We start from the raw sequence: 24940 nt of genomic DNA on the forward strand, positions 1-24940 counted from the left end.
AGGACGCCAAGATGAGCCACCTTCTCGACAGACTAAACTTCTTCCAAAGCAAGGAGTTGGAACAGTTCTCGGATGGCTGGGGTCAAACCACGCGGGAAAACCGCGACTGGGAGGACACCTATCGGAACCGCTGGCGGCACGACAAGATCGTGCGGTCAACCCATGGGGTGAACTGCACCGGGTCCTGTTCGTGGAAGATCTACGTCAAATCCGGCATCGTGACGTGGGAAACCCAGCAGACCGACTATCCCCGCACCCGGGCGGGCCTGCCGAACCACGAACCGCGCGGCTGCGCGCGGGGGGCGTCCTACAGCTGGTATCTCTATTCCGCCAACCGGGTGAAGAACCCGCTGATCCGGGGCGCGCTGATGCGCGCCTGGCGCAAGATGCGGCCCACCATGGCTCCGGTGGCCGCCTGGGCCGCGATCCAGAATGATCCCAAATTGCGCGCCAGCTATACCAAGACGCGCGGCAAGGGTGGTTTTGTGCGCGCCACCTGGGACGAGGCGACCGAGATCATCGCCGCAGCCAATGCCTATACCGCCAAGACCCATGGCCCGGACCGGGTGTTCGGCTTCTCGCCGATCCCCGCGATGTCGATGGTCAGCTATGCTGCCGGATCGCGGTATCTTTCGCTGCTCGGCGGCACCTGCATGTCGTTCTACGACTGGTATTGCGACTTGCCGCCCGCCAGCCCGCAAACCTGGGGCGAACAGACCGACGTGCCGGAATCGGCTGACTGGTACAACGCCGGGTTCCTGATGCTCTGGGGCTCGAACGTGCCGCAGACCCGCACGCCGGATGCGCATTTCTATACCGAGGTCCGCTATCGCGGCACCAAGTCCGCCGTGGTCAGCCCGGATTATTCCGAGGCCGCCAAGTTCGGCGACATCTGGTTGAACCCGCAGGCGGGCACCGATGCGGCGCTGGCGATGGCAATGGGCCATGTGATCCTGCGCGAATATCACCTGGATCGGCAGGCCGAGTATTTCGAGGACTACGCCCGCAAATACACCGACATGCCGATGCTGGTCCGGCTGGAAGACCGCGACGGCCACCTTGTCCCCGGCCGCATGCTGCGCGCCGAGGATTTCGCGGGTCAGTTGGGCGAAACCAACAACCCCGACTGGAAGACAGTCGCTTATGACGAGGCTTCGGGCCAGATCGTCGCCCCCAACGGCTCCATCGGTTTCCGCTGGGGCGAGGAAGGCAAGTGGAACCTTGAACAGCGCGCCAAGGGGGCCGAGGCGAACCTGCGGCTCAGCCAGATCCTGGACGAGCATCACGACGAGGTTGTCGGCGTCGACTTCCCCTATTTCGGCGGCGTCGCAACCGGCGATTTCGTGAAATGCGACCATCCGGAGGTGCTGACCCGCAAGATCCCTGCCCGCCGCGTCACGCTGGCTGACGGTCAGACGGCGCTGGTCGCCACGGTGTTCGACCTCTTCTGCGCCAACTACGGGCTGGACCGTGGCCTTGGCGGCAAATGGGTGTCCAAGGACTTCAACGACGACAGCCCCTATACCCCCGCCTGGGCCGAAAAGATCACCGGAGTCGACCGGGAAAAGATCATCGCCGTGGCGCGGGAATTTGCGGGCAATGCCGAAAAAACCCATGGCAAGTCGATGGTCATCCTCGGGGCCGGTCTGAACCACTGGTACCACATGGACATGAACTATCGCGGCATCATCAACATGCTGGTGATGTGCGGTTGCATCGGTCAGGAAGGCGGCGGCTGGTCGCATTATGTGGGGCAGGAGAAGCTGCGCCCGCAGACCGGCTGGGCACCTCTGGCCTTCGCGCTGGACTGGAACCGCCCACCCCGGCACATGAACTCGACCTCAGCCTGGTATGCCCATACCGACCAGTGGCGCTATGAGACGCTCCGCGCGGGCGAAATCCTGTCGCCGACCGCGCCCAAGGGCGACTGGGATATCTCCCTGATCGACTACAACATCCGCGCCGAACGGATGGGCTGGCTGCCGTCTGCGCCGCAGCTGAAGACCAACCCGCTGGAGGTGTCGAAAGCGGCCAAGGCCGCAGGCAAGGCCATTCCGGCCTATGTGGCCGAAGAATTGAAGGCGGGGCGTCTGCAGATGTCCTGCGAAGACCCGGACGCCCCGGAGAATTGGCCGCGCAACCTGTTTGTCTGGCGGTCAAACCTGCTGGGGTCCAGCGGCAAAGGGCACGAATACTTCCTCAAGCACCTTCTGGGCACCGATCACGGCGTGATGGGCAAGGATCTGGGCGAGGAAGGCCATGCCAAGCCGGTCGAGGCCGTCTGGCATGACGAGGCGCCGAAGGGCAAACTTGACCTTCTGGTGACCATCGACTTCCGGATGTCCACCACCTGCGTCTATTCCGACATCGTGCTGCCGACGGCCAGCTGGTACGAAAAGGACGACCTGAACACGTCCGACATGCACCCCTTCATCCACCCGCTGCAGGCGGCGGTGGACCCGGCCTACGAGTCGAAATCCGACTGGGAAATCTTCAAGTCCATCGCGAAGAAGTTCAGCGAAGTCGCCCCGGAAGTGCTGGGGGTTGAGACCGACATCGTCCAGCTTCCCCTGCTGCACGACACCCCCGGCGAGTTGGCGCAGGCGCATGTCCGCGACTGGAAGAAGGGCGAATGTGACCTGATCCCCGGCAAGACCGCGCCCAATTATATCGCGGTCGAACGGGATTATCCGAACCTCTACAAGAAGTTCACCTCGGTCGGGCCCTTGCTGGAAAAACTCGGCAACGGCGGCAAGGGGATCAACTGGGATACCAAGGTCGAGGTTGGCCTGCTGCGCGATCTGAATGGCGTGGTGCAGGATGAGGGCGTGTCGCATGGTCTCGCCAAGCTGGATACCGCCATTCAGGCGGCGGAAATGATCCTGATGCTGGCCCCCGAAACCAACGGCGAAGTGGCCGTCAAGGCGTGGGAAGAGCTGGAAAAACCCACCGGCCGCCACCATGCCCACCTGGCCGAAGGCGCGCATCATACCAAGATCCGCTTCCGCGATATCGCGGCGCAACCGCGCAAGATTATCTCCAGTCCCACCTGGTCGGGGATTGAATCGGAAACGGTCTGCTACAACGCGGGCTACACCAACGTCCACGAACTGATCCCGTGGCGCACCCTGACCGGCCGCCAGCAGCTTTATCAGGATCACCTCTGGATGCGGGCCTTTGGCGAAGGTTTCGTCAGCTATCGCCCGCCGGTGGACCTGAAGACCATCACCAAGGCCGTCAACAATGATGCGGCCGAGGGCAATCCGCATGTGGTGCTGAACTTCATCACGCCGCACCAGAAATGGGGCATCCACTCGACCTATACCGACAACCTTCTGATGCTAACGCTGAACAGGGGCGGCCCGGTGGTCTGGATGTCCGAGATCGACGCCCAAAAAGCGGGCCTTGTCGATAACGACTGGGTCGAGGCCTACAACATCAACGGCGCCCTGACCGCGCGGGTGGTGGTGTCCCAGCGCATCAAGCAGGGCACGCTGTTCATGTACCACGCGCAGGAAAAGATCGTGAACACGCCCGGTTCGGAAAAGACCGGCAATCGCGGCGGCATCCACAACTCGGTCACGCGCACAACGCTGAAGCCCACCCACATGATCGGCGGCTATGCGCAATTGTCCTACGGGTTCAACTACTACGGCACCGTCGGCAGCAACCGCGACGAGTTCGTGATCGTGCGGAAAATGAAGAAAGTTGACTGGCTGGATACGCCCGCAACCCGCAATGTGGAGGCAGCGGAATGAAAGTTCGCGCGCAAATCGGCAAAGTTCTGAACCTGGACAAGTGCATCGGCTGTCACACCTGTTCCGTCACCTGCAAGAACGTCTGGACCAGCCGCGAAGGCGTTGAATACGCCTGGTTCAACAACGTCGAAACCAAGCCCGGCACCGGCTATCCGACCGACTGGGAAAACCAGAAGCGTTGGAACGGCGGGTGGTCGCGGTCGAAATCGGGCAAGTTGCACCCCAAGCAGGGCTCGAAATGGCGGATTCTGGCGAACATCTTCGCCAACCCCTCGATGCCGGAAATCGACGACTACTATGAGCCGTTCGATTTCGACTATGACCACCTGAAATCCGCGCCCGACATGAACGCCTTCCCCACCGCGCGCCCCCGCTCCAAGATCACGGGCGGAAGGATGGAGAAGATCGAAAAGGGCCCGAACTGGGAGGAAATCCTGGGCGGCGAATTCTCGAAACGGTCCAAGGATTACAACTTCGAGAACATCCAGAAGCAGATCTATGGAGAGTATGAGAATACCTTCATGATGTATCTGCCCAGGCTGTGCGAACACTGCCTGAACCCGACCTGCGCCGCTTCGTGCCCCTCGGGCGCGATCTACAAGCGCGAGGAAGACGGCATCGTGCTGATCGACCAGGAAAAGTGCCGGGGCTGGCGGATGTGCATCACCGGCTGCCCCTACAAGAAGGTCTATTACAACTGGGAATCCGGCAAATCCGAGAAATGCACCTTCTGCTATCCGCGGATTGAGTCCGGCCAGCCCACCGTCTGTTCGGAAACCTGCGTCGGGCGCATCCGCTATCTGGGCGTCATCCTTTACGACGCCGACAAGATCGAGGCGGCTGCCAGCAGCGAACGAGAGACCGACCTTTATGGCGCTCAGCTTGACGTGTTCCTGGACCCGAACGATCCCGAAGTGATCGCCGCCGCCCGCCGTGATGGCGTGCCGGAGGACTGGATCGAATCCGCCAAGGTCAGCCCGATCTGGAAAATGGCGATGGAATGGAAGGTCGCCTTCCCGCTGCATCCCGAATACCGCACCCTGCCGATGGTCTGGTACATCCCGCCGCTGTCGCCGATCCAAAACGCAGCACAAGCGGGTCAGATCGCGATGAGCGACCAGATGCCCGATGTGCGCAGCTTGCGTATTCCCGTGCAGTATCTGGCCAACATGCTTACTGCAGGCGACGAAGAACCCATCGTTCACGCGCTGGAGCGCATGTCAGCCATGCGCCTCTACATGCGGGCGCTGACGGTGGACGGCGTCCGCGACGAAGGCATCGCGGCCCGCGTCGGCATGTCGGGCCGGATGATCGAGGACATGTACAAGATCATGGCCATCGCCGACTACGAGGACCGCTTCGCCATCCCCACCGCGCACCGCGAACAGAACGAAGCGGGGGCCGACATCCGGGGCGGCTGCGGCTTTACCGACGGTAACGGCTGTTCCTCGGGCGACACCGGCAAGACCAGCCTGTTCGGCGGCAAGAAGAAGTCCTTCGCCCTTCCGCTGGAGTCATTCTGATGGACCGCACACTCAAGGCACTGTCACTGATCCTCAGCTATCCGACGGCGGAACTGCAGGAGGCTATGCCGGAAATCGGGGCCATCCTCGCCGCCGATCCCCGGCTGACACCTGCAACCCGCGCCGCGCTGCAACGGCTGACCAGCAACCTCGGACAGGGTGACCTGTTCGACGTGCAGGAAAGCTATGTCATGCTGTTCGACCGCTCACGCACGCTGTCATTGAACCTCTTCGAACATGTCCACGGCGAAAGCCGGGACCGGGGCGGTGCGATGGTCAGCCTGATCGAAACCTACCGGGCGGCGGGTTTTGAGCCTGCCACCACGGAACTGCCCGACCACCTGCCGGTGCTGCTGGAATTCCTGTCGACGCGTCCCTTCGCCGAAGCGCAGGAAACCTTGGCGGACGCGGCGCATATCCTTGACGCTCTCGCAACCCGGCTGGTCCGGCGCGAAAGCGGATATGACGCCGCGTTCGCCGCTCTTTCCCAGCTTGCAGGCGGACAGGCCGATGTCGAAGCCGTGGCGGGAATGCTGGCGCAGGCCGACGACGATCCGACCGATCTCACCGCGCTGGATGCGGTGTGGGAGGAAACCGAAGTGACCTTCGGGCCCGACCCAAACGCTGGCTGCCCGCAGGTCCGCGACATGCTGGCCACCATGGACAAGCCAGCCCCCACCCCCCTGAACAGGAGCGCATGACATGTTCGGCGATTTCGACATCAACTTCGTCATCTTCGGGGTCATGCCCTATGTCGCGCTGACCGTGTTCCTTGTCGGCTCCATCGCGCGCTATGAACGCGACCCCTTCACCTGGAAAAGCTCCTCCAGCCAGCTTTTGCGCAAGAAGCAACTGATCTGGGGCTCGATCCTGTTCCATGTCGGCATCCTGACGGTGTTCTTTGGCCACCTTGTCGGTCTTTTCACCCCGGTCTGGGTGCTGGATGCGCTTGGCGTACCCTACGGGCTGAAGCAATGGCTGGCCGTGCTGATCGGCGGGCCGGCGGGCCTTGCCGCGCTGATCGGCGGCACGATGCTGATCCACCGCCGCCTGACCGACCCGCGCATCCGCGCCACCTCGACCACGTTGGACATCCTGATCCTGCTGCTGATCTGGCTGCAGCTGGCCATTGGCCTTCTGACCATCACCCAGTCGCTGCAACACATGGACGGCGCCGAGATGATCCGCTTCATGGAATGGTCGCAAAGCGTGGTCACCTGGAACGTGAACGCCTGGGTCACCGTGGTCGACGTGCACTGGCTGTTCAAGCTGCACATCTTCCTTGGCCTGATCATCACCATGCTGTTTCCCTTCACCCGGCTGGTTCATATCTGGTCCGGTTTCGCCGCGCCCTTCCGCTATCTTCTGACGCGGCCCGGCTATCAGATCGTGCGGTCGCGCCGCCGCCGCCCGCTGGAAGAACGCCGCCGTGCCTTTGACGCACGGCAGGCCAAGCCCGGCCCTTCAGCCACCACTCCGGCGGAGTAACTGCCATGAACATCGCCCTTTTCCCTGATGTCACCGTGAACGGCGAAACCATCCCCTCGGCGGCGATTGCTGCCGAGGCCCAGAACCACAGCGCGCCCAAGGACAAGCCCGGCATATCCTGGCGCAAGGCGGCGCAGGCACTGGCGATCCGAACCCTTCTCTTGCAAGAGGCTCGGGCGCGCGGACTGCAGCCGGACCCGGAAGAGCTGTCCCCCGGCCGGGTCGAGACCGAAGATGAGGCACTGATCCGCGCGCTTCTGGACGACGCGCTGTCCATCGCTCCAGTGACGGAGGAAGCCATCCGCGCCGAATGGGCGCGCGACCCTGGCCGCTATCGCTCGGCCCCGTTGTGGGACGTTTCGCACATCCTGTGCGCCTGCGATCCGCGTGACGACGCCGAGTCTGCCTTGGCAGGCGCCCGCGCGCAGGCTATCCTTGCGCGGCTGAAGGGCGACGCCAAAGGCTTTGCCTCCGCCGCCCGCGAAAGCGATTGCGGATCAAAGGCAGCGGGCGGGCATCTTGGCCAGCTTGGCCCCGGCGATACCGTGCCCGAATTCGAGTTGGCGCTGCGCACCCTGACCGAAGGCGGCATGACACCCGCCCCGGTCCTGTCGCGGCACGGCTGGCACATCATCCGCCTGAACGCCACCGCCCAGGGGCAGGTTCTGCCCTATGAAACGGTCCGTCCAAAGATCGCACAGGCATTGGAAAAGGCCGCCTGGGCGCGCGCATCACGGGGATTCGTCGAGACGCTTGCCAAAGGGGCGACGATTACCGGCGCAAGCCTCGCCCCGATCTGAGCCACGCGAAAGGGCGCATCATGAAGACGGCAGAGCCAGTGCGACGCGGCAGCGGGGATGCGCCCACGCATCCCGGCCTTCTTGGTCGGCCTCTCGACTTCATCAGCGAAGATCATCTGCGCGAACGCCAGATTTGCGCGGTGATTGACGCAATTGCACTGGCCGCGCACCTCGACCGACTGTCCGCGCTGACCGTGCTGCGCTTTCTGAACGAAGAGCTGAATGTGCATCTCCGCGATGAGGCCGAGGATCTGTTTCCGCTTCTTGCGAAACGCTGCACGGCCGAGGACTGCATCGAAAGCGCAATCAACCGGATCAGGATCGATCAGAATGAAGCTCTGCGCCTCTTGCCCGACGTTCGGGCAACGCTTGCCGACTGCCTTGATGCCGGGTCCGATCTTTCGGCCGAGGGGCGTGCGATGCTGACGAGCTTCGCGGGGCATGTGCGCCGTCATCTTGTCGCCGAAAATGCGATCCTGCTGCCCATCGCCCGCGCCCGGCTGACCCGGGCCGATCTGGCAAGGCTGTCCGCACATATGCGGGCGCGACGGGGGCTGACCCAACTTTCGGAGACCCCGAATGCTGAATGATGTTCTGCAGCGTAACCGGGACTGGTCGGCCAAGCGGCAGGCGCAGGAACCGGGCTATTTCACCCGTCTTGCAGCCTTGCAGGCGCCCGAATTCTTCTGGATCGGCTGTTCGGACAGCCGGGTTCCGGCCAACGTAGTCGCGGGCCTTGATCCGGGCGAGGTGTTTGTCCATCGAAACGTGGCCAACATCGTCCACTCGTCGGATATGAACCTTCTGTCGGCGCTGGAATTCGCGGTCGAGGCGCTGAAAGTGCGGGAAATCATCGTCTGTGGCCACTACGGCTGCGGCGGGATCAAGGCCGCGACCGAGGACCTGCCGCATGGTCTGGTGGACCACTGGCTTGAACCGATCCGGCGGTTGGCGCGGGCCTATGCCGTCGATCTGGGCCGCGAGCCGGACCTGGAAGGCCGACGGGACCGTCTGGCCGAATTCAACGTGGTCGAAGGTGTCCGCCGCGTCTGCGAGACGCCGATCCTGCAGCGGGCGCGGCGGCGCGGCGCGAATGTCCGCATCCATGGCCTGATCTACGGCCTGAAGGACGGCCGCCTGCGCGATCTGGACTGCACTATCGGGCCGGGCCATTTCAAAGAGGAGGCAGCGGAATGACCATCCTGCAACCCATCGGCACGTCGGGCTGTGGCTGCGACCGGCGCGACACGGCCAAAGCCCTCCTCAGCGTCGATGACGCCCTGGCGCTGATCCGCGACCGGACGACTGCGGTCACGGGAACCGAGCTTCTTGCGACCGATCACGCCCTTGGCCGCATCCTTGCTGATCCTGTCACAGCGCTTCTACCCACACCGCCCTTCGACAATTCCGCGATGGACGGCTATGCGGTCGCAACGTCTGCCTTGACCGGTCAGGGACCGTGGGACGTGCCGGTCGCCGCGCGCATTCCAGCCGGGCAGACGGCCGCGCCGCTGTCAGGCCTGCAGGCCAGTCGCATCTTCACCGGCGCCCCGATCCCGGTCGGCGCGGATGCGGTTGTAATGCAGGAAGACGTCCAGCGGACCGGAACAACCATCCGCATCGACCACCGCCCGCCGCCTGGCCTGAACATCCGCCGCGCGGGCAGCGAGATGGCTGCGGGCGCCCTCGTCCTGAAAAAGGGGAGACGCCTCGGCACCCGCGAAATCGCGGTCTGTGCCGCAGCCGGGGCGGCACAGGTGCGCGTCCGCAGACCCCTGCGCGTAGCACTTCTGGTGACCGGAGATGAAATCCGGCAAGCGGGCGCAGACCGGTCGGCGGCGCAGATCTGGGACGTGAACACGCCAATGCTGCGCGCGGCCCTGATGCGACCGGACATCGATCTGGTCGCCGTTGAAACGGGTCTCGACAGCCGGGATGGGCTGTTCCTGCAGATCGCCGAACTGGCGGAAATCGCTGACCTGCTGATCACCACGGGCGGGATTTCGGTTGGCGAAGAGGATCATGTGAAGCCTGCCCTCACCGCCATGGGGGCCGATATCATCTTCAGTGGTGTCGCAATCAAACCGGGCAAACCGGTCTCGTTCGGGCAGGTCCGGGGGGCCCTGTGGCTTGGCCTTCCCGGCAACCCGCTGTCTGCCTTCATCACCTGGCATCTGTTCGGCGAGGCGCTGGTCAGGCGCATGACTGGCGAGATTGGCCACGGCGTCGCACGCAGGCTTGTCGTCATCTCACAGGACATCACCCGCAATCCAGGGCGTTGCGAGGTTCGCCCCGCGTATTGCACCGGTTTTGATCCGCACGGACGGGAAGTCGTAGGCTTTGAGCCGGAGACGCATTCCTCTCGTGTGGCGGGCCTCTCCATGGCGTCTGGCCTGATCTACCTACCCGCCGATGCTGACATTCTTCCCGCTGGGGCATTGGTCGAATTCCAGCCCTTCTGCCCAAACTGAGGACTACCAAGATGAACCTTGCCTACACGATGGCGCCCGGCCGGGGTGATACCGACCTCATTCTCCACAAACTCGCCGCCGATCTTGGCGCGTGTGGTCTCAGATGTTGCGGCACCGTCCAGATCAATTCCGAGCGGGCAGACTCCGGCCCCTGCGACATGGATGTCCAGGTTCTGCCAGATGGCCCAGTTCTGCGTATAAGTCAGGACCTCGGCCCGTCTGCACGCGGTTGCAGGCTTGACCCCACCGCATTGGAAACAGCTGTCGGGTTGGTTGCAGCCAGCCTCGCGGGTGGCGCAGATGTTCTGATAATCAACAAATTCGGCAAACATGAAGCCGAAGGTCGCGGCTTTCGCGCGGTTATCGCCGAGGCACTGGCACTGGGGATACCCGTGATCGTCGGCGTGAATGGCTTGAACCTCGCCAGCTTCGAGGAGTTTGCCGGAGGACTGGCCAGCCGCCTGCCACCAGACTGCGAAACGCTGGCAGCTTGGGCTTCCCGGGCAATCGCGCCTGCGATCGAAGCTGCGTGATAAGCGGTGCCTGCAGCTAACGCGCCTGACGCAAGTGAGCACAAGGGAACGGCAGGACTAGCGACGTGTGAGGGCGGCCTGGCTTTCAACAGCATCGCTTTCCCAGGCGGGCGTCGCCTGCACAAGAGCGATGGGGCCAGACAGCCTGGGGCGAGGTCGAACGGCGGCTTTGGGCCGAGATTGGATGCTGTTCATCTCCGGCTGATTACGAGGATAGCGCGATGCCGCAGGTCGGGTTTGTGCGCACAAACGTCACGCGTCAGGAAGCTTCGCCTTTATCTTCTTCCGGAAATCCGATGCCTTCCCGATGACCTCCTTGTCCGAGGGACGCAGGGATTCCCGCACCGCCGCGTCCGTCATCGCAGGTCGTGCAGCCTCGACCTCGGCGATGATTGCTTTTGCGGTGATACCCGCCGGCGGCGCATAGGCCAGCGGCCGGAACTGCGCCACCTGGACTTGCAGTTTCTCGATCGCGGCACGCATCGACCTGATCTGATGCCGCTCACCGGGATAGGGCAGCGGCCCAGCCTGTGCTGCCATGATCTTCGAGAAGTACCGGTCCCGGTAATAGACGATACGATCGGCCAGGATCGGGTTCTGGCGCTCGGGAATCAGGATGACCCTGGAGGCATCCAGCTTCCGGACCTCGTCCGGGCTCATCAGCGGCCGCTCCTCGTTCCGGCGAGACAGCGACCGCCGCCGCCAGCCGTACCCGTCGGAGGACAGGCTGTCGCTGACCGAGAGCCGGGTCGTCTTGCCCAGGGCCTCGGAAACCTCGGCGGCGGTCTTTTTCTCGTTCGGGCTGATGAAGAACTTCATGCCAGCGCCGGATTCGAGCGACAGTCGGTCATTCTCGCCATAAAGGGTGTCGAGACCGGGAATGGATTGGGTGATGATCGAGACACGCCCGCCATGGCCGGCCAGCTGCTTCAGCGATTGCACGACGATCGGCATCCGGCCCAGCTGGTCGAACTCGTCGAGGATGATCTGCACCGGCCAGGGCTCGGTTTTCTGGTTCGGCAGGGACGACCGCAAGGTGGCGATCAACTCGCCGAAGAGCAGCCGCATCAGCGGCGCGAGGGTGACGATATCGTCGCTGTTGACGACGATATAGACCGTCTGCGGTTTCATGCGGATGCGCTGCCAGCTGACATCGCTGGCGCTGGTGACACGGTCGACCTGCGGGTTCAGCCAGAGCCCGAGGCCGGCGCCCTTCAGGACCGAGATATAGGAGGAGAGCGTGCGATCGGCATAGCCGCTGAAATCGACGAAGGTCGACCGGGCCTGGCGGTGACGCAGCTCGTCGGCCCGGGCCAGGTAGACCTCAGATTTGTCGGCGCCGCCGAAAAGGATGCGGGTGATCTCGCCGATGGAGGGCGTTCCGCGCTCGATCGCCAGCATTCCGCCGGCGACGAACAGCTCCCTTGCGCCCACGATAAAATCCGCCGCCCCGCCCTTCTCGCTGGTGGTCAGGAAATAGCTGGCCAGCTTGCTCAGCTCGGTGAACTGCTGATCAGGGTTGGCCAGCGCGGCGATGCGTTCGAGCGGGTTGTAGCGATGCGAGGCATGCTCGAAGTCGAAGGGCGCGAAGTAGAAGATTTCGTCACCTTGGCGCTGGCGGTGGCGGGAGGTGGCCTCGAAGATCTCCCCCTTCACATCGAGGATGACGCAGCTGCCGGGAAACAAGAGCGTGTTCGGAATGACATAGCCGACACCCTTGCCGGCCCGCGTCGGCGCGACAACCAGGCAATGCGGGAACTTGTCCCAACCCGAGGCGATGAACCGTGACCTGCCGAGGATGCGGCCGAGGATGCTGTGGGGCCTGAGCCGGGCAAAGACCAGGCCGCCACCGATCTTTTGCAGGAGACCGTTCTTCCTGATCTCGGCCGAAGACTGGAAATGCGCCTTGCCGTATTGGGTCAGCGTCTCGGTGAAGGACAGGGCCAGTGTGAACAGTACGGTCGCGACCAGGCCCGCCGCGGCAATTTGATAGCCCGTCAGCCAAGGCTGCGTCATGCCGCGTGCCAAGCCCGGAAACTGCTTCACGAGGATGAACATGTCGGCGGAGGCGGCATTGGCCCCGAGTTGATGCTGGACCCACATGCCCCCAAGCATCAGGCCGATGATAACACCGCTGATGATACTGAGCAGCAGGGCGATCAAGGTCCGGTTCACAGGCCTGCCTCCTACAGATCCATGTCCAGATCATGCGTCCTTGGAGCAACGCTGTGCCGATGGTCCCTGGCGGCCTCGGCGACGATCCGGCCATATGCCGCCGCGATGGCCCCGCGATCCGGTTCGGCCAGCTGCGAGAGATTCTCGCGGATGAAGGCCATGTTTTCGGCGGTGCATTCAACCAGCGTCATCATCATCGATGCATTGTCGGTCTGGATGTCCCTCAGGCGCTCATCGTCGGCATCGCGCGCCGCGGGGCTTGCCGTCGGGCGCGCCCCTGCGCTGAATGCGGAGGGGCCATTGGCAGGGTCCGCGTAAGGGCGACCATGAATGTAGATGACAGGCTCCCCTGCCACTTCCGCCGCACGCCCCTCGGCCAATGCCTCCCGCTGACGCCGGGCCAGGTCTTCGGTCTCCTTGTCCATCTGTCACTCCTTCACATCAGGTTGCGGCGCAGAGCGCGAACTCGAGCGCCGCAAGACCACCCCCCCGCCCGAGAGACGCGACACCTGATGGCGCCGTCGCGCTCCCGTCATCGGCCTCCTGCAATCGCGTGGGGCTCTCGTCGCAGTTGCTCAGGGGGCCACTTGCGCCAGCCCCCCGGCATTTTCACTCAACGGGATTGTCGTCGCTGACCTGTTTTGGATCGAAGACCACGAGTTCCGTGGCGCCTACGGGGAAGTCGAGCTTGATCTTGAAGGCGCTTTTGGCGTCCTCGCGTTGCGCAAATAGGGTTCCGACCGGGCGGAAGCGGGTCTTGCCGTCGCTGCCCTCGACGGGGACGGTGATGCGGTAATAGGCCTGTGTCATGGCAATGCTCCTTTTTGTTGCCGGGGAAAGGAAGGGTGATCGGTGCTCATCGGAGAAGGTCCTGGTCCAGCGCCGGGACATAGACTTCCATGATGCCGCGGGTTTCTCCGTCGCGGCCGGTCTGGATCACCGCATCGATCGAGCCGCGCAGGTAGCGCAGGATCTCGCGGTAGCTCAGCTGGGTGCCGGTGTTCATGACCAGGAGCGCCATCTTGTCCATGGCCTTGCGGCCGCTGGCCGCATGCAGCGTGGTGAAGCTGCCCTCATGGCCGGTATTGATCGCACCGAGGAAGGTGGCGGCTTCGCCGCCGCGCACCTCGCCCAGGATGATCCTGTCGGGCCGCAGCCGCAGGGTGGCCTGAAGAAGCTTGTCGGCCGCGCGTGGTGAGGCGTCATCGCGCGCGGCGATCAGGCTGACATGGTTTGGCTGATGCGGCAGGGCCTCGGCCGAATCCTCGATCAGCACCAGCCGTTCGGTATCGGGGATCATCCAGATCAGCCGGCGTGCGAGTTCGGTCTTGCCGGCCGAGGTCGGGCCGGAGAGGATGAGGTTCAGCTTCAGATCGACGCAGGCTTTGAGGAGCGCATCGGCATCGCCGCCCAGGCCGAGACCGGCCGCGAGGCACTGAATCTTGTCGATCTTCGCCAGCCGTTCGGTTTCGAGCGAGATCCCCTGCGGGCGGAGGAAGCCGAATCTCTTCGGTTCCTCGGAGGGCCGGCGCTGGCGGAAGACCCTGACGGAGAGCACCGTGCCGCCGAAGGCTGCCGGGGCAATGATCGCCTGCACCCGCAACGTCGCCCCGCCATAGGGGACGGTGGTCGAGATCATCGGCGAGGCCGCCGTCAGCGGCTGCTCCGCGGCATTGGCGATCTGCCGGGCCAGGTCGGTCACATCGGACGGGCTCATGCTGATCCCGTCGCAGCGGCTCATATGGGCGGCGCCGGCTTTCTCGACCCAGAGGCCGGCATCGCCATTGATCGCCAGCTCGATCACCCGGGGATCGCCCAGGACCCGATCGAGGCGCTGCAGGTAATGATCGAGATAGCCGGCCATCAGAACATCTCGAGATCGGCATTGACCCGGACCATGACCACGGCGCCCTGATCGACCGAGATCGTCGCCGGAATGTCGAGATAGTCCGCCATGACCTTATCGAGGGCATCAGAGGCACCCTGGCCGATATTCTCGACCGTATCGCGCGTGGTCTCGCTGCCGTCCTTCTCCTCGATCCTGGCGACGGCAATCTCCGGAAGCGCGCCGATGATCGACACCGCCGCGGCCGATCCGAAGCGGGCCAGCGTGTGGTTGTTGACCTTGCCGGTCATACCGGCCCGGCCGATCCGGTCCGTGCCATAGCCTTCGAGCTGCACCGATTGGCCGTCCGAGGTCACCAGCCGGTCCCAGGCAATCATCACCCGGCGCTGTCCGCGCTCGATCTGCGCATCATAGCGGCCATAGAGCTTCGAGCCGCGGGGGATCAGCACCTGGCTCATGTCCATGGACCAGACATCATAGCTGACATTGGCCGCGACATTGCCGGGCAACTGGCTGTTGATCGCGGTTTCCAGCGTCGCCTCGATCAGCGTGCCCTGGATGATGGTGTTGGACGGGCTGCCGATGACCTCGCTCTGGCTCACCCGTGCCGTGTTCGCCCCGGCCCGGAGGAAGTTATCGCCGGCCCCATCACCCAGGACCCCATCACCCAGGGACTCGCCGCCCGCCGTTGCCGCAGAGCTGCCGCTGGCGCGCCAGGCCACCATGGGCGAGGCGATCTGGGCCTGCCGGCGGGCTTCCTCTTCCGCCCGACGAGCCTCGTAGGCCGCCCGGCGCTCTGCGGCCAGCGCGGCCGCGGCCTCCTCCTGGCCGAAGAGCTGGTCCTGGGTCTCGAGCTGCGATTGCAGCCGCAGGTTTGCGCGCTCGGCCTCGGCCAGCGCCTCCTCCTTCAGCGCCGCATCGCCCTTCATCTCGTCCAGTTCGGCCAGAAGCGCGTCGCGGGCGGTCTCGCCCTCGGTCAGCTTCAGCTGCAGCCCTTCAAGTTCGGCCGCCAGGTCGTCGATCCGGGCCTGGTCGACCACTTCCACTGTTTCCCTTCGCGGGGCCGGGGCTTCCGGCACCGGCGGCTCGGGACGCGGCCGGGTGATGGTGAAGCCATCGAGGCCACTGCCGTCCTGGAAGTCTGTCACCTGCGAGGTGGGCAGGTTCAGCGACGTCCCTTGCGGCGGCGCATCGGTTGCGCTCAGGAAGGCATAGCTGGCGAGCGCCGCCCCGGCGGTGAAGGTGCCGGCGCCGATCGCCCAGGGCTTCCAGCGGTTCATCCGTCCGGGCTTGCGCTGAAGGCGCTGCAACCGTTCCTCGATGCCGCTCTCATCGCTCCCCTTCGCCATCGTGGCCTCCTCACGACCCGGCCCGCGCGACCCTGCCGGTCACGCAGACAGAATGATCGCCGTAACGCAGCACCCAGCGTTCCGAGCGGCCGGCCACGGTGATGACGGTGCCCTTCGTCGTGCTGTTCACCGCATATTCGAGCCCCTTGCCATCGACCCGGAAGACGCTCGGCATCGGCGCGCCGGGCGGGATCTGGAAATACGTCCTGTTGCCGTCATCGGAGACGCCGGTCGGCGCGAATGTGGCGCCATTCACCCTGCGCGTGACCGCATAGCGCATCGGCGGCAGGGTCGCGGCCGCCACCCTCGCAGCGGCACCCGCCGCGCGCGGGCCACCGCCCTCGCCCGGCACGGTGAATTTCACCGACCAGTTGGGCGTGCCGAAGCCGGTCTCGACCAGGTTCACAAAATAGAAGCGCCGGTTGGTCTCAACGGTCATATTGGTCGCGGCGCCCTGGATCACCGGCTTCACGGTGAAGACATTGGCGCCTTCCAGCTTGTCGACCTGGAAGCTTTCGCTGTCACCGATGGCGATGGACTGGATGCGCTCGCCGGCGCCAAGCTCGATCAGGGTGACGTTGCGCAGGCGGGTCGCGACCGTATAGACCTGCCCCTCCTGGTAGGTGGCATAGGTCACGCGATGATCGCGCGCTCCCGATTGTGGTCGCGCTTCGGCCTGGGCGAGGCCCGGCAGGGCCAGGGCTGCCACCAGCGCGGCCGCGCCATGGATCGGGTTCAGCATCAGTTGCCTCCTTCCTGCTGGGCTTCGAGAGATTCGGCACTCACCCGGTAATCCGTCACCGTGAAGCCGAAGGGGTTTTCCCAGACCAGTTCGACCGCCGATTGCTGGGTCGGCACGAACTGCCAGGTGACGGTGGCGTAGAAATTGCCGATCCGGTCATCCTCGCCGGGACGGGTCAGGGTCTTGGTGAAGCGCAGCTGCACCGTGTCCTCGTCGATCGGGTTGACGCTCAACACCTCGATCGAGATCTTGCCCGTCGTCCCGTAAAGATCGGGTGGATAATCGGCATTGCCCTCGGTCCAGAGCGCGCGAAGCCCCTGCTGCGCGAGGCCCGCCGACTGGCGATAGACCTTGAGGATGCGCCGTTCATTGTCATTGGCGTCATAGGTCTCGCGATCCATGACGTAATTGAAGACGAGGCTCTGCTTGACCGCGTCGGCCTGTTCGATCGTCGCCTTCTCGATCGCGACCGCGCGTTCGGCAATGCCGGTGTCGCGATCCACGATGGTCAGGTAGGCCTGGGTCTCCTTCAGCGGCAGCAGCATGACCAGGGCGGTCAGCTCACCGAGTGCGATCAGGCTGGTGAAACCCGCCACCCCCCAGGCCGTGCGCAGGCTGCGCCTGGCCCCGAAGATCAGCTCGCTCTCGAGAATCGTCCTTTGTTCAGGCAGTCGGTCTGTCATTCCCTCACCTCCTGAAGCTGGCACTTGGGCCCGCTCTGCTCAGTCCTTGCCGCCGCGCAGCAGGCGGATGTCGTTGAACTTCTGCCGGATCGCCGCACCGCGCTCGCGCAGCTCGCGGTCGCGCCTCTGGGCCTGCAGCCTCGGATCATCGGGGCTGCCCGTGCGGATCGCGCTGGCGATGGTCGCCGCATCGCGGATCGTCGAGCTGCCGGGCAGGTTCCGCGCCGCGACCCCGAGCCCGCCCTGTCCGAGGCGCAGCGCCTGTGGCGTGATATTGGCCAGGTGGAAATGCCCGGTGATGTTCGATGCCGCCGAGGGGATGGCCTTCAGGGCAAAGATGCCGACGAAGACGATCACCAGAAAGCCGATGATCTGGCTGATCGTGTCCACATTCTCCTGCGGCTGAAACTGCTCTTGGGCCACGGCAACGATGGTGGCGATCACGGCCGAGGCGGCAATCGGGTAGATCAGGTAGCCGACGAAGCTGCTGAGCCAGGCCTCGAACATGTTCTTCGTCCGCTCGAAGAGGGTTGCCACCATGGCGATCGGGGCGATGCCGATCAGGAAGGCCAGCATGATCTTGGCAAAGCCGACGATGAGGACATAGATGCCCATCAGCAGCGCCAACAATGCGAAGAAGAAGGCGCCGAGCACACCCCGCAAGATCGAGCCCTGCGACTTGGCCACACCATCGGCCGTATCCGCCATCTGGGAGGCAAACCTGTCCATCGCCTCATAGGTGTTGCGTTCCCCGGTGGTCGCGGCAATGTCGAAGAAGCGCATGGCCATGTCGCCGCTGGCAGTGGCGAAGGCGTCATAGATCGTGCCGAAGCTCGACCAGCTGAAAGCGAAGAGATAGACCATGACGATCCGCACCGTGAGCTGGAGCGAGTCCCGCGCCGTCATCTGGTAGACCCCGAGCGCCATGTTCATGCCGACCAGGATAAGCAGGATGGTGGTCGCGATGGTCATGACCGGCAACATGCCCGCGGCGGTGCTTTCAAAAAACCGCTCGCCGGCAGTCATGACGCTGGTGTCGATGGTGGTCAGGATGTCGGTGACAATGCCCATCAGAACTTGCCCCCGCACATGGCCTCGACCTGATCGCGCAATCTGCGCGACTGGCTGAAGAAGTCGTTGCCGAACTTGGCGCGATTCCAGTCGGCACCATGTTCGGCGGCGATCTGCTCCTTGATCTTTCGAACTTCGTCGAAGGGCGCGACCTTGCCCGCACAGCTGCAGTCACGACTGTCCAGCGTGTGTCGCATCAACACGTAGCTATAGATCATGCGGGTGGCACTCGCCTCCGCGTTGCTTGCCTCATATTCGGCTGACCTGACTTCCGGCACCTTCTCGCAGGTCTCGTAAGGCACGTTCTCGGTCAGCGCCTCGGGCACATCGCCGGTCTCACCCGCCGGCGGGGTGATGCGCAGGTAATCGTCTTCGGCCTGCACTTGCTCCTCCGTCATGCCGAGATCGGGGCCGGGCTCGTTGAACATCTCGTCCAGCCCGGCAAAGGGATTGTCCTCGGCCGCGGTCACGGGCGCCCCAGTCGCCACTCCCCCAGTCGCCATTTCCCCAGCCACCAGGCCATCGGGCGCGGGGTCCTCGCCCGGTCGCATCTGCGCCACCGCCATCGCGGCCAGGAGGGCAAGGAGCGCGGTTCCGCCCAGGATCATGCGTTTCTTCATCTCAATCCTCCGGCAGCTTGATGGTCAGGTATTTCTCTTCTTCGGCGGCGGTCGCGGCATCCATGATCCCGGCCTCGCCGAGGCTCACCGTCTGCACCGCCTCCATCGCCCAGATATTGGCCAGCGCGATGCCGAGCTCCCCGGTCACCCGGGTGTTCAGATCGATGGCCTCTTTCAGGTTCCCGGTATCGCCGATCTGCTGCATGAACCCGTCCATCCGCGTCAGGCTTTCTCGGGCCGCCTGCGACGAACTTTCCGCCGCGACCGACAGGAAGGCGCCGAGATTGGCCTGGTTGCCGATCCGCGCCGCCGACGGGTCCTCGCTCTCCGCCAGCGCATCCACATCGCTGCGCGCGATGCCGGATTGCTTGAAGGTCTTGTCCACATAGCCGCTGACACTGCTGCCGCCGATCTGGCTGGCATTGGCCAGCACCCCGGACCAGTTGCCGGCCCTGGCCGCCTCGAGCGATCTCGACAGGTCCGAGAACCCGGGCAGGATGTCGCGGAGGAAGCTGGCGGGATCGAGGCCGAGATCAGCCAGCGTCAAGCCATCGCGGAGCGCATCAAGCTGGGCGTCCAGCGTCCTGATCTGCTCGACCAGTTTCAGCGTCTGTTCGTCCAGCTTCACATTCTGCGCGATCTGTTCGCGCAGCTGAAGCTTCTGCTCGGCGATCATCTCCTGCAGTTTCGCGATACTGGTCACATCGATCGTCGGCACGCCCTGGCCGACCGCACTCGGCGCGGCCAGGAGGGCCGTGATCGACAGCATGGCCAGCCCGCCTGCCATCCTCGTCAAACTCATGGTTCCACCCTCACCTGCAGATAGCGCTCATCCTCGAGATAGGCCTGGACCAGCAGCGCGTTCCGCGCCGCCTCGATCTTTTGCCGCGTGGCCCGCAGCCGGATCAGGATCATGCCCATCCGCGCGACCTCGCCCCGCGCATAGCTGTTCAGATCCATCGCCTCCTTGACCGAGCCGGTGGCCTCGAGCTGGCTCAGGATCGAGCGCAGCCGCGTGGCAGAGGCCCGCATCGTCTCCATGCTGGAGACGGCGTAATGCGTCCCGGCATCCGAGAGGTTCGAGGCCTCGGCAATCGCCAGGTCCCTGGGATCGAGTGTGCCGAGGGCATCGGCAGCCCCGCCCATGCGCGCGGCGTAGCGGCTGTAGGTGCCGCTGATCTTCTGCACATAATCCTGGGTTTCCCTGTAAGGCGGGATGCCATTGTATTTCTGGACGGCGCCGGGGCCGGCATTATAGGCGGCCAAGGCCAGCTCCATCCGGCCAAACCTGCCCAGCTGTTCCAGCAGGTAACGGGCCCCGCCCTCGAGCTGCAGCCGCGGATCGTCGTAATAGGCCGGATAGATGCCCAGATATCGCGCCGTGCCGGGAATGATCTGGGTCAGCCCGAAAGCCGCTTTCGGGCTCTTCGCGCCGATGGAGAAATTCGATTCCTGCTTCACCAGCGCCTGGAACCAGCAGCGGAACTCCACTGCGTTGATGCCCGCCCGGCCAAGCGCCGGATGCCCGCCGAACCGGATCGCCGTCTCCGCGATCATCTGCTCGATCGTCACCGGCGCATCGCCCATGATCCGGTCGGCATAGGGGTTGTTGTCGTCGATGGCATAGACCCTCGAGGCCGCATCGGCGCTGCCTGCGCCGCCACCCTCTTCCAGGCCCGGAATAAACGCGCTGGTGCCGGTCAGCAGGTCCAGCGTGTCCTCGAGTGCCGCCAGCTGTTCCGCTTCCCGCGCCAGGAGCGCCGCCTGCCGCGCGGTCTCTCCGGCCTCGGCGGCCCGCGTCTCGCGCCCGGTGTCACGCTGGAGAAGGATCGCGAGCAGGCCCCTGGCGTCGATATCCGGCACGCCCTGGGCCAGCACCGCAAGCGGTGCCGCAGCCAGGCCGGCCGCCAGCGCGAGGCGGCCGGCCCGCCCGAGCCGCAGATCACTCCACCGCAGGAACATGGCGGAAATCGCAATCACCCGCGGCAAGAAGCGTCATGCTGGTCCAGCAATTGCTCTTCCTGATCGGCGTCTCGCCGCAACCTGCCAGGAGCGGCAGGGTGGCCATGAGCAGGATCATCGCCGTCCTCATCTAATCCCTCCTCCAGAACATCGGTCTCGTTGCGTAATCCTCGCCAAAGGCCTGTTTCGCCGCCGCATCGCTGCCAAGCGCTGCCAGCAGCGGGCCGAGGGCGGAGAGATCGGCATTGAGCACCGTCGCGCCGGTCGGGCCGGCCCAGAGCACCTCGCGCGCGCCGCGCGATCCGCTGAGCAGGAAGCTCAGCTGGTTCTCGGTGAGGTTGTACCCGTCATAATCCCGTTCCGTCGCCCGGCTGTTCGGAAACAGCATCCGGTTCGGCAGGCCCTCGAGGATCGATTTGGCCTTGCTGTCCCGGATCTGGCTCGGGAACTGCGTCATCAGGACCATCACCACGTTCTGCTTGCGCACCGTCGGCAGCCATTTCGGCACCCGCCGCGAGAAATACGCGTCGTCCATCACCCGGCTGGCCTCGTCGATCAGCACCAGGGTTGGCCGGTGATCCTCGAACATGAGGTCGAGACGGCGGAAGATATAGCTCAGCACCGCCATGCGCTCGACCGGCAGGTCGAGGATTTCCGTCAGGTCAATCCCGAGCACGGTCCCCGCCTCCTCGAAATCGACAATCGGTCGCTCGGCCGCGCCGAAGACCCAGGCATAGCGGCCCGCCGGTCCCCATTCGCCGATCCGCATGGCCAGGTTGCGGCCATCATTCACATCGCCGATCAGGTCCTGGAAATGCCGGAAGTCGCGAAGCTCGGCCGGGGCCTGCCCGTTCTGCCGGATGGCGGATTTCAGCGCCTCGGATTGCTGCGGCGTCAGCGGCGCACCGCCCCGCTCGACCAGGGTGGAGAGCCAGTCCATCTGCCAGGCCTCGCCGCGCGGGCCGGTTTCGGTCAGAAGCGGGCTCAGCCCGGTCGGCTGGCCGGCAAGGATCACGGCATAGGAGCCGCCAAGCGCGGTCACCACCGGGCGCAGGGCCTTATCCTTGTCAAAGAGGATGAGACGGATGCCGGCCCGCATCGCCTGGCTGGCGAGGAACGCCATTGTCGTCGACTTGCCGGCATCGGAGGGACCGAGGACCAGCGTATGGCCAAGCGTCGGATCGGCAGGCGCCGGTTTGCCGGGCCGGTGCCAGCTGAAGCGATGGGCAGACCCGCCCGCCGTCTCCAGCACCGTGATCGGCGTCTGCCAGGGCAGGCCGGAGGCTGGCGTGCCGGCATCCTCCATATGCAGAGACGCCATATCGGCAAAGGTCACCGTGCTGACGGCCATCTCAAAGCACTGATAGTCTTGGTTGCCCGGATGCTGGGCAAAGAAGGTGGCCTCCTGGGCGCGCATGGTGCGCGTCAGCGTCACCTTCATCCGCTCGGCGATGCCGCGGATATGGGCGACGCGGGCGTCCAGTTCCGCCTGGCTGTCCGCGAAGATCGTGATCGAGAGTTGATGCGCGCCGATCCCGAGTTTCCCGGTCTCCACATCATCGGCCGCCTGCAGCAGCTGTGCCTCGATCGTCGGCACCAGGTCGCCGGCGGCGCGGATCTGGTTGACCCGGCGCTTCACCCGCCCGGATATCCTGTGATTGGCGACCGGGGTGAAGGAATGGCAGATCACCGTATCAATGGACGTGTCGAGCGCATCGAGCATGCCCGGCCAGGTTGTCTCGCTGTATTTCCAGATCGCCAGCGTCGCCGCGTATCGCGGCCGGTCGAAGCCTTCCTCGACCGTCATCGTGCCTCGGGCCGGATCTAAGGCCAGGGCGATATGGGACAGATCTTCGGCGATCAGGGTGCGCGCGCCGCGATAGTCCTTGCGCAAAACCGCGGTGTTGATGGCCGCGAGGAAGCCCAGCAGGCTGCCATCGCCGATCTTCAGGCGGCGGGTACCGACCGCAAGGCTGGTCTCGATGATCGACACGACCTCGCGCAGCTCGTGCAGCCGCCGGGCGGTATTCTTGTCGAAGAGACGGCTGGCGGCCGTCCCGAAGAGCGGCACCCGCAAGGGCCGCACCTGGTTGCGGACGACCGTCAGCACCAGCACGAACTCGTGCAGGTTCCTGCGCTCGAGATGCGCCTGCCAGGCCCGATCGACATCCGCCGCAAAGCCCTCGCCGCGGATCGGCGTCAGCCCGAGGGCGGCCGGGCGCATCATCCGGTGGAGATAGATGGTGAAACGCTCGTCGAGCCCGTCGAGGACATGGGCGAAGGCCCGCCGCAGCTCGTGGATATCGCCATCCGAACTGGTGGTGCCGTCGATCCCGGTCACCTCCAGCGCCATCAGCAGCCCGTTCTCGCGGGTGCGGATCGTCTCGTCATCGATCTCCAGCACATAGGGCAGGTGCCGATAGAGCTTCAGGTCGGCCGGCAGGACTGCGCGGGCCCGTTCGCTCAGCTCGTTCAGGTCGCGGGCATTAAACATGGCGCCGCACCCGCTTCGCCCGCCGTGCAGCCAGGCGCGGCGGCGTGCGCCGAAGGATGACGGCCAGGACCCGGTGGCCATGGGGGTTGATGATCGTGGCGATGCGGGCGGCCGGGTACCAGATGAGGCCCGTCATGAGCCAGGGCATCCATTTGAACCAGATGAAGGGCAGCATCACCAGCGCCCCGACCGCCAGCGTATAGGGCATGGGCAGGCCGGCGAGGCTGGCCTGCCGCGAAAGGCCGAGAATGACCGGAGTGCGCTCGCTCATCAGGTGAACACCGCTTTCAGCTGGTTGACGATATTGGTCGCGCCGAAGGCAAAGAAGGCGCCGATGCAGATCATCAGCACCCACATCCAGCTGATGCGGTTGAAGGCCGCCAGAAGCCCGGTCACGATCAGTGCCACGGTGAAGAAGAGCGTGATCGGATTGCCCTTGAGCCAGGTCAGAAAGCTGGTGCCGAGCGTGTCGATCTTCGAGAATTGCACGCCGCCCCCGCTGCCGCTTGTCTGGGCCAGGGCGTGGTTGGCCGCGAGGAGCAGGATGGCCAGGACCAGGGCTTTTACCCCGCTCCCCGATCTCCACCGGGACCGGATGGCGGCCTTTGTCTCTGCGCAGGGCGTCGTGATAAGAATTCGCATCTGCGATTCCTTTCTGGTTTCGTGGATCGAAGGCCGGGGCGGACCGGTCCCCACACCTTGGACCGCCCTGGCCGGTATCAGATGTGCCACCCCCTCATCGGGACCCTATCAGCCTTGCGTGATGGGACAGGATGCGCCGCACATAGGTCCGGGTTTCCGGGTAGGGCGGCACACCGCCATATTTGTGCACGGCGCCGGGGCCGGCGTTATAGGCCGCCAGCGCCAGCATCGGAGAGCGGAAGGTGCCAAGCTGGGTGAGCAGATAGCGCGCCCCGCCATCGAGATTCTGCATCGGGTCGCGCGGGTTGACCCCAAGCCGCGCCGCGGTGCCGGGCATCAGCTGCGCCAGGCCCCGCGCCCCCTTGGAGCTCACCGCCCCCGGATTGAAGCGCGATTCCTGCCAGATCATCGCCTGGAACAGCGCCATCCATTCGCCGCGGCTCAAGCCGGCCGCCGTGATCGCAGGGTGGTTCTGGTAGCGCGCCGCCGTCGCCCGCACCCCCTCCAGCGCCGTCGGGTAGCTGCCGACCGGGATCTCTCCCGCGGTGAAGTTCATCTGGCCGGACGTGGATCTGCCCGACGGCGCCAGTTCGTCCGGAGACGCGCCTTCCGGTTCCGGCGGCGGGATCAGTTCGCCGCGCCGATCGTAGCGATAAACCGCACGCTGGCGGGGGTCGATCGAGGTTGCCGCGCCCTCGGTCGTGGCGCCGAAGCGGATGACGTCGGCTTTGCCCTTGGCCGGCAAGACAAAAAAGGACGAGACGACCACCGCAACCAGGAGCA

General features: G+C 64.8%; 25 protein-coding genes. 9 read left to right on the forward strand and 16 right to left on the reverse strand.

Annotated elements, in window-relative coordinates; genetic code table 11:
• Positions 1–11: 11 nt before the first annotated feature.
• From CX676_RS21065 to CX676_RS21105, 9 genes are read left to right on the forward strand one after another with little or no spacing between them, the layout of a single operon-like run.
• Positions 12–3758 (forward strand): nitrate reductase subunit alpha, encoded by a 3747-nt coding sequence (locus CX676_RS21065; RefSeq protein WP_101754754.1) that lies wholly within the window; start codon positions 12–14, stop codon positions 3756–3758.
• Positions 3755–5281, forward strand: coding sequence for a nitrate reductase subunit beta (narH, locus tag CX676_RS21070; RefSeq protein WP_101754755.1), 1527 nt, complete (start codon positions 3755–3757; stop codon positions 5279–5281). The genes CX676_RS21065 and narH overlap by 4 nt, the downstream gene beginning before the upstream one ends.
• Positions 5281–5982, forward strand: a complete 702-nt coding sequence (gene narJ / locus CX676_RS21075) for a nitrate reductase molybdenum cofactor assembly chaperone (protein ID WP_101754756.1) — start codon at positions 5281–5283, stop codon at positions 5980–5982. The genes narH and narJ overlap by 1 nt, the downstream gene beginning before the upstream one ends.
• Before the next feature lies 1 nt (position 5983).
• Positions 5984–6769, forward strand: a complete 786-nt coding sequence (gene narI / locus CX676_RS21080) for a respiratory nitrate reductase subunit gamma (RefSeq protein WP_101754757.1) — start codon at positions 5984–5986, stop codon at positions 6767–6769.
• A 5-nt stretch (positions 6770–6774) separates the two neighbouring features.
• Positions 6775–7569 (forward strand): peptidylprolyl isomerase, encoded by a 795-nt coding sequence (locus CX676_RS21085; RefSeq protein WP_101754758.1) that lies wholly within the window; start codon positions 6775–6777, stop codon positions 7567–7569.
• Between the two features lie 20 nt (positions 7570–7589).
• A complete protein-coding gene (locus CX676_RS21090; RefSeq protein ID WP_101754759.1) occupies positions 7590–8159 on the forward strand; it encodes a hemerythrin domain-containing protein in 570 nt (189 codons plus the stop codon).
• Positions 8149–8766 (forward strand): carbonic anhydrase, encoded by a 618-nt coding sequence (locus CX676_RS21095; protein WP_101754760.1) that lies wholly within the window; start codon positions 8149–8151, stop codon positions 8764–8766. The genes CX676_RS21090 and CX676_RS21095 overlap by 11 nt, the downstream gene beginning before the upstream one ends.
• Positions 8763–10040, forward strand: coding sequence for a molybdopterin molybdotransferase MoeA (locus CX676_RS21100; protein ID WP_101754761.1), 1278 nt, complete (start codon positions 8763–8765; stop codon positions 10038–10040). The genes CX676_RS21095 and CX676_RS21100 overlap by 4 nt, the downstream gene beginning before the upstream one ends.
• A gap of 11 nt (positions 10041–10051) precedes the next feature.
• Positions 10052–10573: a DUF2478 domain-containing protein gene (locus tag CX676_RS21105; RefSeq protein WP_101754762.1), complete on the forward strand. Its 522-nt coding sequence runs from the start codon at positions 10052–10054 to the stop codon at positions 10571–10573.
• 252 nt (positions 10574–10825) lie between these two features.
• Here the strand turns inward: CX676_RS21105 and CX676_RS21110 are convergent, their stop codons facing one another.
• The 16 genes from CX676_RS21110 to CX676_RS21180 form a co-directional block, all read right to left on the reverse strand.
• The gene (locus CX676_RS21110) at positions 10826–12748 is read right to left on the reverse strand and encodes a type IV secretory system conjugative DNA transfer family protein (RefSeq protein WP_101754763.1); all 1923 of its coding nucleotides are present in this window, start codon (positions 12746–12748) and stop codon (positions 10826–10828) included.
• An 11-nt stretch (positions 12749–12759) separates the two neighbouring features.
• Complete coding sequence (locus tag CX676_RS21115) at positions 12760–13173, reverse strand: alpha/beta hydrolase family protein (RefSeq protein WP_101754764.1); 414 nt, start codon at positions 13171–13173, stop codon at positions 12760–12762.
• A gap of 184 nt (positions 13174–13357) precedes the next feature.
• A complete protein-coding gene (locus CX676_RS21120; RefSeq protein WP_101754765.1) occupies positions 13358–13558 on the reverse strand; it encodes a hypothetical protein in 201 nt (66 codons plus the stop codon).
• Positions 13559–13604: 46 nt separating this feature from the next.
• Positions 13605–14612 (reverse strand): ATPase, T2SS/T4P/T4SS family, encoded by a 1008-nt coding sequence (locus CX676_RS21125; RefSeq protein ID WP_101754766.1) that lies wholly within the window; start codon positions 14610–14612, stop codon positions 13605–13607.
• A complete protein-coding gene (locus tag CX676_RS21130; RefSeq protein WP_101754767.1) occupies positions 14612–15943 on the reverse strand; it encodes a TrbI/VirB10 family protein in 1332 nt (443 codons plus the stop codon). The genes CX676_RS21125 and CX676_RS21130 overlap by 1 nt, the downstream gene beginning before the upstream one ends.
• Positions 15944–15953: 10 nt before the next feature.
• Positions 15954–16685 (reverse strand): TrbG/VirB9 family P-type conjugative transfer protein, encoded by a 732-nt coding sequence (locus CX676_RS21135; protein WP_101754768.1) that lies wholly within the window; start codon positions 16683–16685, stop codon positions 15954–15956.
• Positions 16685–17368 carry a virB8 family protein gene (locus tag CX676_RS21140; RefSeq protein ID WP_101754769.1) on the reverse strand — a complete coding sequence of 228 codons (684 nt, stop codon included), beginning with the start codon at positions 17366–17368 and terminating at the stop codon, positions 16685–16687. Before CX676_RS21140 ends, CX676_RS21135 begins: the two co-directional genes overlap by 1 nt.
• Positions 17369–17407: 39 nt before the next feature.
• A complete protein-coding gene (locus CX676_RS21145; RefSeq protein ID WP_101754770.1) occupies positions 17408–18439 on the reverse strand; it encodes a type IV secretion system protein in 1032 nt (343 codons plus the stop codon).
• Positions 18439–19059 carry a hypothetical protein gene (locus tag CX676_RS21150; protein ID WP_101754771.1) on the reverse strand — a complete coding sequence of 207 codons (621 nt, stop codon included), beginning with the start codon at positions 19057–19059 and terminating at the stop codon, positions 18439–18441. The genes CX676_RS21145 and CX676_RS21150 overlap by 1 nt, the downstream gene beginning before the upstream one ends.
• Position 19060: 1 nt before the next feature.
• Positions 19061–19861 carry a type IV secretion system protein gene (locus CX676_RS21155; RefSeq protein ID WP_101754772.1) on the reverse strand — a complete coding sequence of 267 codons (801 nt, stop codon included), beginning with the start codon at positions 19859–19861 and terminating at the stop codon, positions 19061–19063.
• Positions 19858–21021 (reverse strand): lytic transglycosylase domain-containing protein, encoded by a 1164-nt coding sequence (locus tag CX676_RS21160; protein WP_101754773.1) that lies wholly within the window; start codon positions 21019–21021, stop codon positions 19858–19860. The genes CX676_RS21155 and CX676_RS21160 overlap by 4 nt, the downstream gene beginning before the upstream one ends.
• Positions 21002–21139 (reverse strand): hypothetical protein, encoded by a 138-nt coding sequence (locus CX676_RS22680; protein ID WP_157936032.1) that lies wholly within the window; start codon positions 21137–21139, stop codon positions 21002–21004. The genes CX676_RS21160 and CX676_RS22680 overlap by 20 nt, the downstream gene beginning before the upstream one ends.
• A 12-nt stretch (positions 21140–21151) precedes the next feature.
• Positions 21152–23515: a VirB4 family type IV secretion/conjugal transfer ATPase gene (locus CX676_RS21165; protein ID WP_157936033.1), complete on the reverse strand. Its 2364-nt coding sequence runs from the start codon at positions 23513–23515 to the stop codon at positions 21152–21154.
• A complete protein-coding gene (locus CX676_RS21170; protein WP_101754775.1) occupies positions 23508–23786 on the reverse strand; it encodes a VirB3 family type IV secretion system protein in 279 nt (92 codons plus the stop codon). The genes CX676_RS21165 and CX676_RS21170 overlap by 8 nt, the downstream gene beginning before the upstream one ends.
• On the reverse strand, positions 23786–24157 hold the full coding sequence (locus CX676_RS21175) for a TrbC/VirB2 family protein (protein ID WP_101754776.1): 372 nt from the start codon (positions 24155–24157) through the stop codon (positions 23786–23788). The genes CX676_RS21170 and CX676_RS21175 overlap by 1 nt, the downstream gene beginning before the upstream one ends.
• A gap of 94 nt (positions 24158–24251) precedes the next feature.
• Positions 24252–24926: a lytic transglycosylase domain-containing protein gene (locus CX676_RS21180; RefSeq protein WP_408634506.1), complete on the reverse strand. Its 675-nt coding sequence runs from the start codon at positions 24924–24926 to the stop codon at positions 24252–24254.
• Between the last annotated feature and the right edge of the window lie 14 nt (positions 24927–24940).

It is taken from the genome of Paracoccus zhejiangensis, assembly GCF_002847445.1.
GTDB classification, from domain to species: domain Bacteria; phylum Pseudomonadota; class Alphaproteobacteria; order Rhodobacterales; family Rhodobacteraceae; genus Paracoccus; species Paracoccus zhejiangensis.